A 16022-nucleotide genomic window follows, 5' to 3' on the forward strand; every position below is an offset into this window, starting at 1 on the left:
TAGTCTCGGCCGCAAACCCCACCACCAGCTTCGGCCGCTTCGCCGCTTTCGACACGCCCGCCAGAATGTCCGGGTTCTCGGCGAACTCCAGCGCCGGGGGGCGGCCGGACCCGTCCTTCTTCATCTTCTGACCGCTCGCGTTGGCCACCCGCCAGTCCGCCACCGCCGCCGCCATCACAGCTGCGTCCGCCGGCAAGGCCGCCTCGACTGCCGCCGCCATCTCCCGCGCCGTCCCGGCCCGCACGACCTCCACCCCGGTGGGCGGAGGAACCGAAGCCGGGCCGGTCACAAAAGTCACCCGCGCGCCAAGGTCGCGAAGGGCCGCCGCAAGGGCCGTCCCTTGCGCCCCGGAAGAGCGGTTGGCAATGTAGCGCACCGGATCAATCGGCTCATGCGTCGGACCCGAGGTCACCAGCACATGCCGCCCCGCCAAGGGGCCCGAACCCAGCGCCACCCCGATCGCTTCGACAATCGCTGCGGGCTCGGCCATCCGCCCCGGACCATATTCGCCGCAGGCCATCTCCCCTTCGTCCGGGCCGACCATCACCACCCCATCGCCCCGCAGGACGGCGAGGTTCCGCTGCGTTGCAGGATGTTCCCACATCCGCACGTTCATCGCCGGAGCCACCAGCACCCGCTTGTCCGTCGCCAGAAGCAGGGTCGAAGCCAGATCATCCGCCCGCCCGGCTGCCATCTTGGCCAGCAGATCCGCCGTCGCCGGGGCTACCACCAACAAATCCGCCGCACGGCTGAGCTCGATATGCCCCATCTCGGCTTCGTCGGTCAGGTTGAAAAGCTCCTGATAGACCTTGGACTTCGCCAAAGCCCCCACGCTCAGCGGCGTCACAAACTCCGCCCCCGCACGGGTCAGGACCGGCACGACCGACCCGCCCGCCTTCTGGATCAGCCGGATCAGCTCCAAGGCCTTGTAGGCCGCGATCCCGCCACCGATGATCAGAAGTATGCGCTTGCCCGCCAGCATTCTGCACCCCCGCCAGCCACTTCCTCCTTCTATTGCGGCGAACGGGCCGGCACAACCTCGGCCGGTTCAGGCTTTCGGCAGGTAGGTACCGAAACTCCAGACATAGCCTTCGGCGTCGCGGCAGACGAACTCGCGGCTGCCATAGGGCTTGTCAGCCAGCGCCATAACCACCTCGGCCCCCGAGGCCACGACCCTCGCGTATAGGCCGTCGACATCCTCGGCGGCCAGATACACCGAGCTGCCTCCTGCCTTCCCGGGTTGCCCGACAATCCGACCGAAGTCGTCCTCGCGGTCCTGCCCGATCATGATCATCGCCGCGCCATACGACAGTTCGGCATGGTCGGGCGCGCCATCCGCCGGAGACCGCATGTGAACCTTGAAACCGACCGTACCGACCAGCCAATCGAGCGCAGCCTCGGCGTCGCGGTAGCGGAACGTGGGGAAAATGCGAGGTGCGTCGACCATGTCAGCCTCCTTTGCGATTGAAGGAACCATGGCCCTATGCCGCAAGCGTGTCTTGAAGAAATGAGACCTCCCGCCGTTACCAGGCCGCGGCCAGCCAGTCGCCGGGCGAGCGGTCGGACAGAGCGCGAAATTCACGGGTCAGATGGGCCTGATCGGCAAAGCCCGTCGCAGCAGCGATCTCGGCCCACCCAGGTCGTGCGGGGCCTCGCGCCATCCGACCCGCGGCGGCAAAACGGGCAATCCGGGCAACGTGCTTCGGCCCGATCCCGATCTCGTCGACAAAGCGGCGCGACAGGTGCTTGCGGCTCCAGCCAAGGGCGGCGGCCAGTGCCCCGATCCGCAACTGTCCGTCACGGGCCAGTATCGCGTGATAGGCCGCCTGGACCGGCGTCGCGGGCGCCACCCCCTGCGCGAGACGCCGCGCCACGAAGCTTTCTGCTAGGTCCAGCCGGGCCGAGGGAAACGGAGTCTCCGCCAACCTGTCACGAAGGCAGTCGATCTCGCGGTCGCCAAGATCGTCGACCGGAACGATCTGCTCGGCCATGTCCGCCAGCGAAGCCCCGAAGAACGCTCGCGCACCGATGGCCGTGAAGTCGATCTGCACGCAGGCCGCCTGCCCACACGACCGGATCAGCGCCGGACGCGTCGTAAGTCCCGCGGCAAAGCTCTGATATGTCTCGCTCTCTGCCGGATGACGCCCAAGCGCGATGCCGAACGGAGCCTGAAAGCCGATCATCAACGGTACGACCAGTGCCGCCGGCTCGCGCTGAAGCATCGGCATCGGTCCTGTCTCGGCGTAATCCGTCAAACGGACGACCAGCCCGGTCAATCCTGCAGAAGGCGGGCGCGATAGAAGGCGATAAGATGATGCTGAAGACATGAATCAGCATAGATCGCTATACACAGGCCGAACAACCTGGAACCGGCAGTCCCGGTCGCAGGTCGGCTTCTAAAGAAAGTGATGCACTTCCCGCGATTGCGCCTCAAGGCTGCGCCGCATCTTGGCGAAAGCCGCAGCTTCCAGCTGCCGCACGCGCTCTTTCGACAGGCCCAGCTCTTCGCCAAGCGACTCAAGCGTCCGCCCCTCGTCGCGAAGCTTGCGCTCTGCCACGATATAGCGCTCCCGCGCGTTCAGGCCCTGCAATGCGTGCTGCATCCAGCCGCGCAGAAGGTCCGCGTCATGCGACCCTTCGACTGCCTCGGCAGCCTGCATCCCGTCATCTTCAAGAACGTCGATCCACTCACGGCCGTCCTCGTCCGACGACTGCGTCGCGTTCAGCGAAAAGTCGCTGCCAGCGAGGCGGCCTTCCATCATTTCGACATCCGCAACCGACACCCCGACCTCGATTGCGACAAGCTGGCGCAGCTGCGACTGGTCGAGCATTTCGCCACGCTGAGCGGCCTCACGCTCAAGCTTCGCCTGCACCCGGCGCAGATTGAAGAACAACGCCTTCTGGCTGGAGGTCGAGCCCGTCCGCACCATCGACCAGTTCCGCATCACGTAGTCCTGGATGCCCGCCTTGATCCACCAGACCGCGTAGGTCGAGAACCGCACGCCCCGGTCCGGATCGAACTTGTCCGCCGCCTTCATCAGGCCCAGCGAGGCTTCCTGGATCAGATCGTTCATCGGCGCGCCATAGCGGCGGAACTTGGCCGCCATGCTGATCGCCAGCCGCATATAGGCCGTGATCAGCCGGTGCAGCGCCTGTTCGTCCCGCTGGTCCCGCCATGCGTAAGCCAGACGCAGTTCTGTCTCGGCATCAAGAAGCTCTGCCTTCATCGCTTGGCGCGACACGCCCCGGTCGATATATCCGTCAAGTGCCATGACCACCTCCAGATTGGCCGTCCGCGGCGTTTTCGCCTCTCTTTATGGTTGTTACGGAGCTTACGCGTGACCGGATCACTTCCGACCCTCACTCTTGTCATCGGCGGCGCACGGTCGGGGAAATCCGCCTATGCCGAGCGTCTTTTGACCGGATCGAACCGCCCCCGCCGCTACATCGCCACTGCCGAGGCTTGGGACGACGAGATGCGCGAACGGATCAGCCGCCACCGCAACGACCGCGGCCCGCGCTGGACCACTGTCGAAGCCCCGCTTGACCTTGCCACCGCCCTTGCCACCGCCACGCCTGACGAAGCCGTCCTCGTCGACTGCGCCACGCTCTGGCTCACCAACCACCTCCTCGCCGACCACGACCTCGATGCCGAAACCGCCAAACTCCTGACGGCCCTCGCCGCCTGCCCCGCCCCCGTCGTCGTTGTCTCCAACGAGACCGGCTGGGGCATCGTCCCCGACAACGCCCTCGCCCGCCGTTTCCGCGATGCGCAGGGCCGCCTCAACCAGACCCTGGCCGCCCGGGCCGACCGCGTCGTCACTGTTATCGCGGGCCTGCCCATGACACTGAAAGGCGCCCTGCCGTGACCCGCCTCTGGTGGGTGCGCCACGGCCCGACGCACACCAGGGCCTTCGCCGGCTGGCGCGACATCCCCGCCGATCTCTCCGACACCGCGGCCCTGGCCCGCCTCAACGCGCTCCTGCCCAGCGATGCCATCCTCGTCTCCTCCGACCTGATCCGCGCCGCCGCCACCGCCGACGCCATCGCCACCGGCCGCCACCGCCTGCCGCACGATCCTGCCTTGCGTGAGTTCCACTTCGGCGACTGGGACGGCCTTCCCTTCACCGAGGTCGCCGCCCGCTGGCCCGACCTCTCACGCCGCTACTGGGAGGAGCCGGGCCACACGAGCCCCCCGAACGGCGAAAGCTGGCATCAGGCCGCAGCCCGCATCAGCGCCGCCGCCGACGCCCTGATCGCCGCCCACAAAGGCCGCGACATCGTCATCGTCGCGCATTTTGGCGCGATCCTCACCCAATACGCCCGCGCCGCGGGGCTTTCGCCCTACAAAGCGCTCGCCCAACCCATCGACAATCTCTCCGTCACCGCGCTTGGCTACGACGGCACCCACTGGGACGTTGGCCTCATCAATCACCGTCCGTGATGGATCACCGCACAAATCATCGCTTTCCCTTTTCGCCTGTTGCTGGCTTTCTGCCGCCCGCAACAAAGGACAAGACGCATGACCTATGACCTCGTGATCGGCGACCGCGCCTATTCCAGCTGGTCCCTGCGCGGCTGGCTTCTGTTCGACGCGTTCGGCATTCCGGTGAAGACCCACTCCGCCCGCCTTTACACCGACGAGCTTGCCACCGTCCTCAAAGACTTCTTCCCCGGCCGCACCGCCCCCACCATGCGCACCCCAGACGGCGTCATCGTGCCCGAAACCATCGCCATCGCCGAGGAACTGGCCACGCGCCACCCCGACGCCGGTCTCTGGCCCGCAGACCCCAAAGCCCGCGCCACCGCCCGCGTCCTCGCCGCTGAAATGCATGCCGGCTTCACCGCCCTTCGCAGCTATTGCCCGATGAACCTCCGCGTCAGCTACACCGGCTGCCAGCCGCCGGACGACGTGCTGGCGGACCTCCGGCGCCTCGAAACCCTCTGGACCTGGGCGCGGCAGACGACCGGCTCCACCACCCCCTGGCTCTGCGGCGCCTATTCGGCAGCCGACGTCTTCTTCGCCCCCGTCGCCGCCCGCATCGCCACCTACAACCTGCCCGTCACCGCCGAGGCGATGGTCTACGTGGGCGCCCACCTTGCCCATCCCTCGTTCCGCCGCTGGCGCGCCATGGGCATGGTCGACGGCGCCGATCAGGACTACTACCGCCGCGACTATCCCCGCCGCGACTGGCCCGGCCCGGTCCGCCTTCTGGCCAAAGCCATCGACTCCACCGACACCGAAAACCAGACCTGCCCCTATTCCGGCGAACCCGTGACCCACGCGCTGGAGCTTTACGGACGCCGCTTCGGCTTCTGCAACGCCTTCTGCCGCGACAAGACCGTGGCCGATCCGGAAGCCTGGCCGAAATTCATGGCCCTTTACCACTCGTAAACCATTCCGCCCTACCCGTTAACCAAAGTGAAGACCGGTAGGGCGATATGCAGGCCGCAGAACGCGATCAAGGCATCGAAAAGGATCAGGCGGCACAGCCACCCCGCCTGACCCGCCTCACCTTTCAGCTTTGCCCAATTATCCCCGCCGGAGGCCCTTCGTCCGAGCCGGTTGCGCGCCCTTCGCGCGTAGAGGCGAGACAAAGAGTCTTCGCGCGGAACGCGCTCAATTCAACAACCGCCGACACGGCCCGGGCCACGACCGCATGACCGCCCGCACCTACACCGTCGCCTTTGAAGGCGTCGAAGCCCGCCTTGTCGAAGTACAATGCGCCGTCTCGCCCGGCTCGCCGAACTTCACGCTTGTGGGCCTCCCCGACAAGGCCGTGACCGAAGCCAAGGAACGCGTGCGCGCCGCACTCCAGGCGCTCTCCATCGCCCTTCCCGCCAAGCGCATCACCGTGAACCTCTCCCCCGCCGACCTGCCGAAGGAGGGCTCCCATTTCGACCTTCCCATCGCCGTCGCCCTCCTCGCGGCCCTCGAAATCATCCCGCGCGAGGATGTGGAAACCACCGTATCCCTGGGCGAGCTTTCCCTCGACGGCCGCCTCATCCAGGTCGCCGGCGCCCTTCCCGCCGCCATGGCCGCCGCCGTCGAAGACCGCGCCCTCCTTTGCCCGAAAGCCTGCGGCGCCGAAGCCGCCTGGGTCGGTGCCACCCAGGTCCTCGCCGCCGCCTCGCTGGAAGAGGTCCTCCACCACTACACCGGCCGCGCGCCCCTGACCCCCGCCGAAGCCGGAGAAGTCACGCGCGCCCAAAGCCCCCGCGATTTCCGCGAAGTAAAGGGCCAGGAACGCGCCAAGCGCGCCCTAGAAATCGCCGCCGCCGGGCGGCACCACCTCTTCATGGTCGGCACCCCCGGCTCGGGCAAGTCGATGCTCGCCGCCCGCCTCCCCGGCATCCTGCCGCTCCTCTCCGCCCCCGAGGCGCTGGAAACCTCGATGATCCACTCCCTCGCGGGTCTCCTGACCGAAGGCGGCATCTCGCGTGACCGGCCCTTCCGCGAACCGCACCACACGGCCTCCATGGCCGCCATCGTTGGCGGCGGGCGGGGTGCGAAGCCCGGCGAAATCAGCCTGGCGCACAACGGCGTCCTCTTCCTCGACGAATTCCCCGAATTCCCCCGCACCGTCCTCGACACCCTCCGCCAGCCGATCGAGACCGGCTCTGTCATGGTCGCCCGCGCCAACGCCCACATCCGCTACCCCTGCAAGTTCCTCCTCATCGCCGCCGCCAACCCCTGCAAATGCGGCTATCTCTCCGACCCCAACCGCGCTTGCGGCCGCGCCCCGATCTGTGGCGAGGACTACCTCGGCCGCATCTCCGGCCCCCTGATGGACCGCTTCGACCTCCGCGTCGAAGTCCCGCCCGTGGCCTTTGCCGACCTCGACCTCCCCGCCTCGGGCGACAGCTCCACCGCCATCGCCGAGCGCGTGGCCCAGGCCCGCGACCTCCAGACCGCCCGCTTCGCCGACCACCCCGACCTTCGTGTCAACGCCGACCTCGAAGGCAAGACGCTCGAGGATCACGCCTCCCCCGACCCCGAGGGCCGCGAACTCATCGCAAGGGTCGCCGAACGCATGGGCCTTTCGGCACGCGGCTACCACCGCGTCCTCCGCGTGGCCCGCACCATTGCCGATCTCGACGGCAGCGCCACCGTCCGCAAACCCCATATCGCCGAAGCCATCAGCTTCCGCCTCTCCTCCGCCGTGGGCGGCCTCTGACATCAGCCCATACCCCACAAGGGCTTGCTCATTGCCAAATACTCCCGCCGGAGGCATCCGGTCTCCCAACCCTCACCCGGCCCGGCGCTCATCCGCGGCAGCGCCGCCGAGCGGGGGCTCGATGCCCCCCGAGGCGGCTCCCCCGTTCAGAGAAATCCCCTTCCCTTCCACGATTTCCCCCGTATAGTCGCGCCCCATGACCAACGGGCACCACATCCAGACCGCTTCCAGGGCTTTCCGCCCTGCAGCTGCCCTTGGCCTTCTCCTTCTTAGCCGCCTCTGAGCGTGCCCCAGGGCGCGACCGCTCAGAGGTGACCAGCGCCCGGCAACGCACCGCAGCTAAGAAAACAGGACCACTGAAATGACCAATTCCGCTCAAGACAAGGTCGTCATCTTCGACACCACTCTGCGCGACGGTGAGCAATCTCCCGGCGCAACGATGACCCACGAAGAGAAGCTCGAGATCGCCACGCTTCTGGACGAAATGGGCGTCGACATCATCGAGGCGGGCTTCCCCATCGCCTCCGAAGGCGACTTCACCGCCGTCAGCGAAATCGCAAAGCGCGCGAAGACCTCCACGATCTGCGGCCTCGCCCGCGCCAATACCAAGGACATCGACCGCTGCTGGGAGGCGGTGAAGCACGCCAGGTCCCCCCGCATCCACACCTTCATCGGCACCTCGCCCTTGCACCGCGCAATCCCGAACCTCGACATGGACCAGATGGCCGAGCGGATCCACGACACCGTGACCCACGCCCGGAACCTCTGCGACAATGTCCAGTGGTCCCCGATGGACGCGACCCGCACCGAGCATGACTACCTCTGCCGGGTCGTGGAAATCGCCATCAAGGCCGGGGCCACGACGATCAACATCCCCGACACGGTGGGCTACACCTACCCGATGGAGTCCGCGAAGATCATCGCGATGCTTCTGGAGCGGGTGCCGGGAGCAGACGAGATCGTCTTCGCGACCCACTGCCACAACGACCTTGGCATGGCCACCGCCAACGCCCTTGCGGCGGTCGAAGCAGGCGCCCGGCAGATCGAGTGCACGATCAACGGCCTCGGCGAACGCGCCGGGAACACCGCGCTGGAAGAGGTCGTGATGGCGATGCGGGTCAGGAACGACATCCTGCCCTTCCGCACCGGGATCGACACTACGAAGATCATGAACCTCAGCCGCCGGGTTTCCCAGGTCTCGGGCTTCCCGGTCCAGTTCAACAAGGCCATCGTCGGCAAGAACGCCTTCCTGCACGAGTCCGGCATCCACCAGGATGGCGTCCTGAAGAACGTCCAGACGTTCGAGATCATGCGGCCCGAGGATATCGGGCTGTCGCAGGCCAACATCGCGATGGGGAAGCACTCCGGCCGCGCTGCCCTCCGGGCCAAGCTGAAGGAGCTGGGGTTCGAGCTTGCCGACAACCAGCTGAACGACGTCTTCGTCCGGTTCAAGGCTTTGGCCGACCGCAAGAAGGAAGTCTACGACGACGACCTGATCGCCTTGGTCTCGGACGAGCAGACGAACGACGCCTACGAATACCTCCAGCTCAGGAAGCTGAAGGTCGTCTGCGGCACCGAAGGCCCGCAGGAGGCCGAGATGGTGCTGGCGATCGACGGGGTCGAGCACAAGATTGACGCGACGGGCGACGGGCCGGTGGATGCGGCCTTCATGTGCGTGAAGATGCTCTTCCCACACAAGGCGCGGCTTGCGGTCTACCAGGTCCATGCGGTGACCGAGGGGACGGATGCTCAGGCGACGGTCAGCGTCCGGTTGGAGGAGGACGGGCGGATTGTGACCGGCTCCTCGGCCGATACCGATACGATCGTGGCCTCGACGCGGGCCTATATCAACGCCCTCAACCGCCTCATCATCCGGCGCCAGAAGACCGCTCCGGGCGAGGACGTCAAGACGGTCACCTATCACGCCGAGTAGGGACAGACCCCGGCGTAACTCTGAGTTACGCCGGGGTATTTCTATTTAATTTCAAAGGCTTAGACTTAGCCGTTCAGCTTTCCTTAACCTCTGCACGCCCCGCCCCCCGCAGATGATCGATGAAGGCCCGCAAGGGTGGCGGGGGCAGGCGGCGGCTGGGGTAGTAGAGCTGGCAGCCGGGATAGGGTGGGGTCCAGTCCTCCAGAAGCCGGACCAGACGGCCTGAGGCAAAGTCGGCCGCGACTTCGGCCTCGAAGAAGAAACCCACCGCAAGGCCCGCCCGCGCCGCATCCCGGCGGAGAGCGGTGTTTTCCGTCAGAAGCGGGCCAGCGACGGCAATCCGCAACGCCTCGTCCCCCTTCTCGAATTCCCACCGATAGGGCGTGCCAGTGGAGGGGGTAAGCGTCACCAGGCACCGATGCTGATCCAGATCGCGTGGGTGAACGGGCGTCGGGTGCGCCGCAAGATAGGCGGGCGCGGCAGCGGCGGCCATGCGGAGGTCGCCGCCAAACGGAACGCCGATCATGTCGGCCTCCAGCCGTTCGGTCAGCCGGATACCGGCATCGAAGCCTTGCGAGACGATGTCGACCAGCGCATCGCTGGCAACGACCTCCAGCGAGACCCTTGGGTAGCGGGTCAGAAACCCGGGGATCAGCGCCGACAACATCGGGATCGCCACACGGGCCGTGTTGAGCCGCAGGGGACCTGCAACCTCACCCGCCGCCGCGAAAGTGGCATCCATCACGCCATCAAGGTCGTCGAGCACCGGCAAAAGCCGTTCGGCCAGCGCCTGCCCGGCATGGCTAGGCGCCACGCTGCGGGTGGTGCGGTTCAGAAGGCGCTGGCCCAGACGTTCTTCAAGGCTGCGGATCATCTGGCTGAGAGCAGAGGGCGAAATCCCCAGGCCCTCGGCCGCGCGAGTAAAACTGCCGTGCCGGACGACCGCCGCGAAGGCCCGAAGCTCGGTGTAGTCACTGCCGCGCATTGTTTACCCTGACTTCATTAGCCATTAAGATAATGTCGGATTATCGCAGAATTCCTGCCGTGACATAAGGGGCCTTCGACAACGAACGGAGGCAGTTATGTGGAAACGATTGAGCGCCTGGCTGGATGCCGATCTTGCGATGCAGCAGTTGACCCATCTGGACGACCGGCTCTTGGCCGACATGGGGCTGGAGCGGGAGAGCATGCGCGAACGTGTGGTCAGGCGGCAGACCGAGCTGGAGAACGCAGACCGCCAAGTGGACGGCCACACGATGGACTTCCGGCTGGAATGCCGCTGCTGACGCCGGACCCTTCCAAGGGTCCGGACCGAAGCCTTCAAAGGCTTCGTTGCGTTTCCTTCAAAGGAAACGCTTACCCGCTCTTCATCTCCTGCAGCGTGTTCCCCCCATCCACCACCAGCATCGCGCCCGTGACGTATGACGCGGCGTCCGAAGCCAGGAACAGGGCGCAGGCGGCGACTTCGTCAGGCGTCCCGGCCCGGCCCACGGGGGTGCGGCGGCCCAGGCGCAGCTCGATGCGGCTGCTGCTGTCGGTAGCGATCCAGCCGGGGAGGATCGCGTTGCAGGTGATGCCCCGCCCCCCGTACTCCAGGGCGATGGACCTCGTCATCCCGGTTACCGCGGCCTTGGCCGTTGCGTAGCCAGACGAGCCGTCGATGGTCACGACCGGACCGGTGACCGAGGAGATGTTGACGATTCGCCCATAGCCGCGTGCAGCCATCCCCGGCAGTGCGGCCCGGCAGCAGTGGAAGGTGGTGTTGATGTTCAGGCCCATGTGATGCGCCCAGTCTGCATCGGTCTGGTCCGCCAGATGCCCGCGCTTCATCCGCTTGCCGGTCTGCACCATGCCCGCGTTGTTCACCAGAATCTCGACCGGGCCAAGCCTGGCCTCGACAGCGGCGAAGAGCGCCGTCGCCTGCGCCGGATCGGTCAGATCGGCGATGTGGGAGAAGACCGAAAGCTCGGTAGCGCGGTCGTGGATACGCCCGGTCGTGGCGGTGACGGCCACCTTTGCGCCCGCACCGGCAAGGGCCCTGGCAATGGCGAATCCGATTCCCCCCGCCGCACCCGCGCCGGTCACCAGCGCAACCCGTCCTGCAACCCCCGTCATGTGCAAACCCCCTGCTGTTCCTGTCAAGAAGAGTGCCATATCGGATAAGTGCAAGAAACAACTTTGGAGTGACCGCAAATGACTATACAAATATCTGATTAGTGCATGCACGCGGAAATGAGCGGATTGCCGGTAGCAGGGCTTTCGCTCAGCCCCACAAGGGTCATATAAGAAGACGCCCGTCGGGAAGCTCCTCGACTCGGGCGTATGCCTATTGCCCATCGTGAAGGACCATCAATGTCGCTTTTCCCAAGCCTGTTTTCATCGGACATGGCCATCGATCTCGGGACCGCAAACACACTGGTCTACATCAGGGGCAAGGGGATCGTTCTCAACGAACCATCCGTCGTCGCCTATCACAACAAGGACGGCAAGAAGCAGGTCCTTGCCGTGGGCGAGGATGCGAAGCTCATGCTGGGCCGGACCCCCGGCACCATCGAGGCGATCCGCCCGATGCGCGACGGGGTGATCGCCGACTTTGAAGCGGCGGAAGAGATGATCAAGCATTTCATCCGCAAGGTGCACAAGCGCTCGACCATCTCGAAGCCCAAGATCATCGTCTGCGTGCCGCACGGTGCGACGCCGGTGGAAAAGCGGGCGATCCGGCAGTCGGTGCTGTCGGCCGGGGCCAAGCGGGCGGGGCTGATCGCCGAGCCGATCGCCGCGGCGATTGGCGCGGGGATGCCGATCACCGAACCGACCGGCAACATGGTCGTCGACATCGGCGGGGGGACGACGGAAGTGGCGGTCCTGTCGCTTGGCGACATCGTCTATGCGCGGTCGGTCCGCGTGGGCGGCGACCGGATGGATGAGGCGATCGTGAACTACCTTCGCCGTCACCAGAACCTTCTGATCGGCGAATCGACCGCCGAGCGGATCAAGACCTCGATCGGGACGGCGCGGATGCCGGATGACGGGCGCGGGTCCTCGATGACGATCCGGGGGCGCGACCTGCTGAACGGCGTGCCGAAGGAAACCGAGATCAACCAGGCCCAGGTTGCCGAAGCCTTGGCCGAACCCGTGCAGCAGATCTGCGACGCGGTTATGCAGGCGTTGGAGGCCACCCCGCCGGACCTCGCGGCGGACATCGTCGACCGCGGCGTGATGCTGACGGGGGGCGGTGCGCTTCTGGGCGAGCTGGACCTCAGCTTGCGCGAACAGACCGGGCTTTCGATCAGCGTGGCCAACGAGTCACTGAATTGTGTTGCGCTTGGCACCGGGAAAGCGCTGGAATATGAGAAGCAGCTTCGGCATGTGATCGATTACGACACCTGAGCTGCCTCGCAACGCGCGCGGCAAAAGAAGGCTGACCCGTGGCCAAGGCACGCACTGCACCGGAAGAGTTCTCGCGCCCGCTGCGCAGGCTTTTGGTCTGGATCGCATTGCTGTTCCTGTTCGCGATCTTCATCCTGTGGCGGATCGACAGCCCGCGCGTGGAACGCTTCCGCGCAGGGATCATCGACGCGGTGGTGCCGAACTTCGACTGGGCGATGAAGCCGGTGACGGCGGTTGCCGGGATGATCGACGATTTCCAGTCCTACACGCGGATCTACGAGCAGAACCAGGAGCTGAAGCGCGAGCTGCAGCAGATGAAGGCCTGGAAAGAGGCGGCGCTGCAACTGGAGCAGAAGAACGCGCGGCTTCTGGACCTGAACAAGGTGCGGCTTGACCCGAAGTTCACCTATGTGACGGGCGTGGTCATGGCCGACAGCGGGAGCCCGTTCCGGCAGTCGGTCCTGCTGAACGTCGGCGCGCGGGACGGGATTCGCGATGGCTGGGCGACGATGGACGGGATCGGGCTGGTGGGCCGGATTTCGGGCGTGGGCGAGCGGACGGCACGGGTGATCCTGATCACGGATTCGAACAGCCGGATTCCGGTGACGATCCAACCTTCGGGGCAGAAGGCGCTGCTTAGTGGTGACAACTCGCCGCTGCCGCCGCTGGAGTTCATCGAAGACACCGATGAAGTACGTCCGGGTGATCGGGTGGTGACCTCGGGCGACGGCGGGGTGTTCCCGGCGGGGCTTCTGGTGGGCCAGGTGGCGCTTGGGACCGACAAGCGGTTGCGGGTGGTGCTTGCGGCGGATTACCAGCGGCTGGAGTTCCTGCGGGTTCTGCGGAGCCATGAGCTGGAGCCGATAACCGATCCCGGCAATCTGGTAGCGCCTCCGGCGACGCTGCCAGTGCCCGACACCTCGGCCGGGGCGGCCGAAGCGGCTGCGGGGGCGCAACCGGTGCCGACGGAAGGGGGCGACGTCGAGGCGGCGGGGTCAGGCGCGGCTGAAGGGCCCGAACCGGGGGCCGGGGATGGTTGACTTCTGGCGATCCGAGCATCTGGTCTTCCGCGGGCTCTTCGTCGTCATCGCGCTGGTCCTGCTGTTCCTCCGTCTTCTGCCCCTGGGCAGCGCGCCCGGGGCCCTGCCCGGACCGGACCTTCTGCTCTGCATGATCATGGCGTGGATCGTCCGCCGCCCCGACTTTCTGCCGATGCCGCTGATTCTGGTGGTGATCCTGGCCGAGGACCTCATCCTGATGCGCCCGCCGGGCCTTTGGACCGCCATCGTCATCATCGCGACGGAGTTCCTCCGGTCGCGCATCGCGCTGACGCGGGAGCTGAGCTTCCTAGTGGAATGGCTGCTGATCGCGGGCGTGATGCTGGGCATGATGCTGGCCTACCGGCTGGTGCTTGGCATTGCCTTCGTGCCCCAGCCGCCCTTCGGGTTCGCCATCGTACAGGTCCTGTGGTCGATTGCGGTCTATCCGGTGGTCGTGGCCCTTTCGCGCCTGGCGCTTGACTTGCGCAAACCAGCGACCGGCGAGGTCGACAGCTTGGGGAGACGGTTGTGAGACGGACGGCCCGCGACACCGAGGAGAGCAACCGCACGCTCAACCGCCGCACCCTGATGCTTGGGGGCGCGATGGCTGCCATGGTGGCCGTGCTGGGCGCCCGGATGCGCTATCTGCAGGTCGACCAGGCCGATGAGTTCAGGCTTCTGGCCGAGGAAAACCGGATCAACATCCGGCTGATCCCGCCCGAGCGCGGGCTGATCCAGGACCGCAACGGCAAGCTTATCGCCGCGAACGAACAGAACTACCGCGTCGTCATCACCCGCGAAGCGGCTGGCGATGTCGAGCTTATCATGCGGCGGCTGGCGACCATCATTCCGATGACCGCGGAAGAACTCCAACAGGCGATCGAAGAGGTGAACTCGCTTAGCGCCTTCGTTCCGGTCACGGTCGCGGAACGGCTAAGCTGGGACGACTTCTCGAAAGTCGCAGTAAACGCCCCCGCCCTGCCAGGCGTCATTCCCGAGGTTGGTCAGTCCCGCCGCTACCCCCTTGATTTCGACTTCGCGCATGTCGTGGGCTACGTGGGCCCGGTCAGCGAAAAGGACCTTGAGGAGCTGGAGGCCCCCGACCCGCTTCTGAAGATCCCCAAGTTCCAGATCGGCAAGATCGGGGTCGAGAAATGGATGGAAGACACGCTCCGCGGTGAAGCCGGCACAAAGCGGATCGAGGTGAACTCGGCCGGCCGCGTGATGCGCGAGCTCGAGCGGGAGGAAGGCAATCCCGGAACCGACATCCGCCTGACCATCGATGCCGATGTGCAGAACTTCGCCCAGGCGCGGCTTGGCGAGGAAAGCGCCGCCGCCATCGTGATCGACGTGACGAACGGCGACCTCATCTGCATCGCCTCGTCGCCGTCGTTCGACCCGAACCTCTTCGTGCGCGGGATCAGCCACTCCGACTACAACGCACTGACCGAGAACGATCACCGGCCGCTCGCGAACAAGACCGTCTCGGGCGCCTATCCGCCGGGGTCGACCTTCAAGATGGTGACTGCGCTGGCCGCTTTGGGGGCGGGGGTCGCCAATGCCGACACCAAAGTCAGCTGCCCCGGTCACATCGTGTTTGGCGAACGCCGGTTCCACTGCTGGAAGCGGGCGGGCCACGGTACCGTTCGGCTGACGCGCAGCCTTTCAGAAAGTTGCGACGTCTTCTACTACGAGATGGCCCAGGAAGTCGGGATCGACAAGATCGCCGAGATGGGGCGGAAGCTCGGCCTCGGCCAGCGCTTCGACATTCCGATGTCGGCGGTCACCGAAGGGGTCATGCCGAACAAGCAGTGGAAGCTTGAGCGCTACAAGCAGGATTGGCGGATCGGCGACACGATCAACGCCTCCATCGGCCAGGGCTATGTGCTGACCTCGCCCCTGCAGCTTGCCGTCATGACCGCGCGGATCGCCAGCGGCCGGGCCGTCACCCCGCGGCTGGTGCGGATGATCCGCAATCAGGAACTGCCGGTGCCCGAGGCCCCGCCGCTCGACATCCCGCCCGAACATCTGGCAGCTGTGCGCTTCGGGATGCACGAGGTGGTGAACGGCGAGCGTGGCACCGCCAAGTCCAGCCGGGTCGTCGACCCGACGATGGTGATGGCGGGCAAGACCGGGACCAGCCAGGTCCGGAACATCACCAAGGCCGAACGCGAGGCCGGGGTGATCGCCAACGAAGACCTGCCCTGGAACCGGCGCGACCATGCGCTGTTCGTGGGCTACGCGCCCTATGACGCGCCGCGCTATGCCGTGGCCGTTGTGGTGGAACATGGCGGCGGCGGCTCGGTCGCCGCGGCTCCGATCGCACGCGACATCCTGCTTAGGGCATTGTCCGACGGCCTGCCTTCGCTGGAAGCCTACCCGTCCAGCCAGCGGGGCCGGATCGAGACGATGCTGAAGGAACTTCCGCTCCGCGATCCGGTGACCGGGATCACCCCGGTCAAGACCGAAACGTAGGGGTGG

16 protein-coding genes are annotated in these 16022 nt (G+C 66.2%); 10 read left to right on the forward strand and 6 right to left on the reverse strand.

Going from position 1 to position 16022, the window contains the following annotated elements:
• The 4 genes from coaBC to ACRCSW_RS08595 form a co-directional block, all read right to left on the reverse strand.
• The coding region (gene coaBC / locus ACRCSW_RS08580; RefSeq protein ID WP_438704234.1) for a bifunctional phosphopantothenoylcysteine decarboxylase/phosphopantothenate--cysteine ligase CoaBC at positions 1–982 on the reverse strand (982 nt) is incomplete at its 3' end.
• A 66-nt stretch (positions 983–1048) separates the two neighbouring features.
• A complete protein-coding gene (locus ACRCSW_RS08585) occupies positions 1049–1447 on the reverse strand; it encodes a VOC family protein (protein ID WP_438704236.1) in 399 nt (132 codons plus the stop codon).
• A gap of 76 nt (positions 1448–1523) precedes the next feature.
• Positions 1524–2222: a helix-turn-helix domain-containing protein gene (locus ACRCSW_RS08590; RefSeq protein ID WP_438704238.1), complete on the reverse strand. Its 699-nt coding sequence runs from the start codon at positions 2220–2222 to the stop codon at positions 1524–1526.
• A 174-nt stretch (positions 2223–2396) separates the two neighbouring features.
• Complete coding sequence (locus ACRCSW_RS08595; protein ID WP_438704240.1) at positions 2397–3272, reverse strand: RNA polymerase factor sigma-32; 876 nt, start codon at positions 3270–3272, stop codon at positions 2397–2399.
• 66 nt (positions 3273–3338) lie between these two features.
• Between ACRCSW_RS08595 and cobU the strand changes: the two genes are divergently transcribed.
• From cobU to ACRCSW_RS08620, 5 genes are all read left to right on the forward strand, one after another.
• Positions 3339–3869, forward strand: coding sequence for a bifunctional adenosylcobinamide kinase/adenosylcobinamide-phosphate guanylyltransferase (gene cobU, locus ACRCSW_RS08600; RefSeq protein WP_438704242.1), 531 nt, complete (start codon positions 3339–3341; stop codon positions 3867–3869).
• Positions 3866–4444: a histidine phosphatase family protein gene (locus tag ACRCSW_RS08605; RefSeq protein ID WP_438704244.1), complete on the forward strand. Its 579-nt coding sequence runs from the start codon at positions 3866–3868 to the stop codon at positions 4442–4444. Before cobU ends, ACRCSW_RS08605 begins: the two co-directional genes overlap by 4 nt.
• Positions 4445–4522: 78 nt before the next feature.
• On the forward strand, positions 4523–5395 hold the full coding sequence (locus tag ACRCSW_RS08610) for a glutathione S-transferase (protein ID WP_438704246.1): 873 nt from the start codon (positions 4523–4525) through the stop codon (positions 5393–5395).
• Between the two features lie 265 nt (positions 5396–5660).
• Positions 5661–7178 (forward strand): YifB family Mg chelatase-like AAA ATPase, encoded by a 1518-nt coding sequence (locus ACRCSW_RS08615; RefSeq protein ID WP_438704248.1) that lies wholly within the window; start codon positions 5661–5663, stop codon positions 7176–7178.
• A gap of 361 nt (positions 7179–7539) precedes the next feature.
• On the forward strand, positions 7540–9111 hold the full coding sequence (locus ACRCSW_RS08620; protein WP_438704250.1) for a 2-isopropylmalate synthase: 1572 nt from the start codon (positions 7540–7542) through the stop codon (positions 9109–9111).
• 73 nt (positions 9112–9184) lie between these two features.
• Here ACRCSW_RS08620 and ACRCSW_RS08625 read toward each other — a convergent pair whose 3' ends face one another.
• Positions 9185–10096: a LysR family transcriptional regulator gene (locus ACRCSW_RS08625; protein WP_438704252.1), complete on the reverse strand. Its 912-nt coding sequence runs from the start codon at positions 10094–10096 to the stop codon at positions 9185–9187.
• 97 nt (positions 10097–10193) lie between these two features.
• Here ACRCSW_RS08625 and ACRCSW_RS08630 point away from each other — a divergent pair, with 97 nt between their 5' ends.
• The gene (locus ACRCSW_RS08630; RefSeq protein ID WP_438704254.1) at positions 10194–10397 is read left to right on the forward strand and encodes a hypothetical protein; all 204 of its coding nucleotides are present in this window, start codon (positions 10194–10196) and stop codon (positions 10395–10397) included.
• 70 nt (positions 10398–10467) lie between these two features.
• On the opposite strand, the gene ACRCSW_RS08635 is transcribed toward ACRCSW_RS08630, so the two are convergent.
• Entirely contained in the window at positions 10468–11226 is a 759-nt protein-coding gene (locus tag ACRCSW_RS08635; protein ID WP_438704256.1) for an SDR family NAD(P)-dependent oxidoreductase, read from the reverse strand.
• Between the two features lie 237 nt (positions 11227–11463).
• On the opposite strand from ACRCSW_RS08635, the gene ACRCSW_RS08640 reads away from it, so the two are divergent.
• The 4 genes from ACRCSW_RS08640 to mrdA are packed head-to-tail and all read left to right on the forward strand — an operon-like array spanning position 11464 to position 16016.
• Positions 11464–12501, forward strand: coding sequence for a rod shape-determining protein (locus ACRCSW_RS08640; protein WP_438704257.1), 1038 nt, complete (start codon positions 11464–11466; stop codon positions 12499–12501).
• A gap of 38 nt (positions 12502–12539) precedes the next feature.
• Positions 12540–13541: a rod shape-determining protein MreC gene (gene mreC / locus ACRCSW_RS08645; RefSeq protein ID WP_438704259.1), complete on the forward strand. Its 1002-nt coding sequence runs from the start codon at positions 12540–12542 to the stop codon at positions 13539–13541.
• On the forward strand, positions 13534–14073 hold the full coding sequence (locus ACRCSW_RS08650; protein WP_438704260.1) for a rod shape-determining protein MreD: 540 nt from the start codon (positions 13534–13536) through the stop codon (positions 14071–14073). Before mreC ends, ACRCSW_RS08650 begins: the two co-directional genes overlap by 8 nt.
• Positions 14070–16016 (forward strand): penicillin-binding protein 2, encoded by a 1947-nt coding sequence (gene mrdA / locus ACRCSW_RS08655; RefSeq protein ID WP_438704262.1) that lies wholly within the window; start codon positions 14070–14072, stop codon positions 16014–16016. The genes ACRCSW_RS08650 and mrdA overlap by 4 nt, the downstream gene beginning before the upstream one ends.
• Positions 16017–16022: the final 6 nt, after the last annotated feature.

It is taken from the genome of Tabrizicola sp. (assembly GCF_051645465.1).
Classification (GTDB): domain Bacteria; phylum Pseudomonadota; class Alphaproteobacteria; order Rhodobacterales; family Rhodobacteraceae; genus Tabrizicola.

What these genes read in the sequence shown, in the direction of transcription:
- ACRCSW_RS08615 (WP_438704248.1), top strand. Translation starts at nt 5,661, where the DNA reads ATGACCGCCCGCACCTACACCGTCGCCTTTGAAGGCGTCGAAGCCCGC.
- ACRCSW_RS08635 (WP_438704256.1), bottom strand. Translation starts at nt 11,226, where the DNA reads ATGACGGGGGTTGCAGGACGGGTTGCGCTGGTGACCGGCGCGGGTGCG.
- ACRCSW_RS08630 (WP_438704254.1), top strand. Translation starts at nt 10,194, where the DNA reads ATGTGGAAACGATTGAGCGCCTGGCTGGATGCCGATCTTGCGATGCAG.
- ACRCSW_RS08610 (WP_438704246.1), top strand. Translation starts at nt 4,523, where the DNA reads ATGACCTATGACCTCGTGATCGGCGACCGCGCCTATTCCAGCTGGTCC.
- ACRCSW_RS08640 (WP_438704257.1), top strand. Translation starts at nt 11,464, where the DNA reads ATGTCGCTTTTCCCAAGCCTGTTTTCATCGGACATGGCCATCGATCTC.
- ACRCSW_RS08590 (WP_438704238.1), bottom strand. Translation starts at nt 2,222, where the DNA reads ATGCTTCAGCGCGAGCCGGCGGCACTGGTCGTACCGTTGATGATCGGC.
- ACRCSW_RS08595 (WP_438704240.1), bottom strand. Translation starts at nt 3,272, where the DNA reads ATGGCACTTGACGGATATATCGACCGGGGCGTGTCGCGCCAAGCGATG.
- ACRCSW_RS08625 (WP_438704252.1), bottom strand. Translation starts at nt 10,096, where the DNA reads ATGCGCGGCAGTGACTACACCGAGCTTCGGGCCTTCGCGGCGGTCGTC.
- ACRCSW_RS08650 (WP_438704260.1), top strand. Translation starts at nt 13,534, where the DNA reads ATGGTTGACTTCTGGCGATCCGAGCATCTGGTCTTCCGCGGGCTCTTC.
- ACRCSW_RS08585 (WP_438704236.1), bottom strand. Translation starts at nt 1,447, where the DNA reads ATGGTCGACGCACCTCGCATTTTCCCCACGTTCCGCTACCGCGACGCC.
- ACRCSW_RS08620 (WP_438704250.1), top strand. Translation starts at nt 7,540, where the DNA reads ATGACCAATTCCGCTCAAGACAAGGTCGTCATCTTCGACACCACTCTG.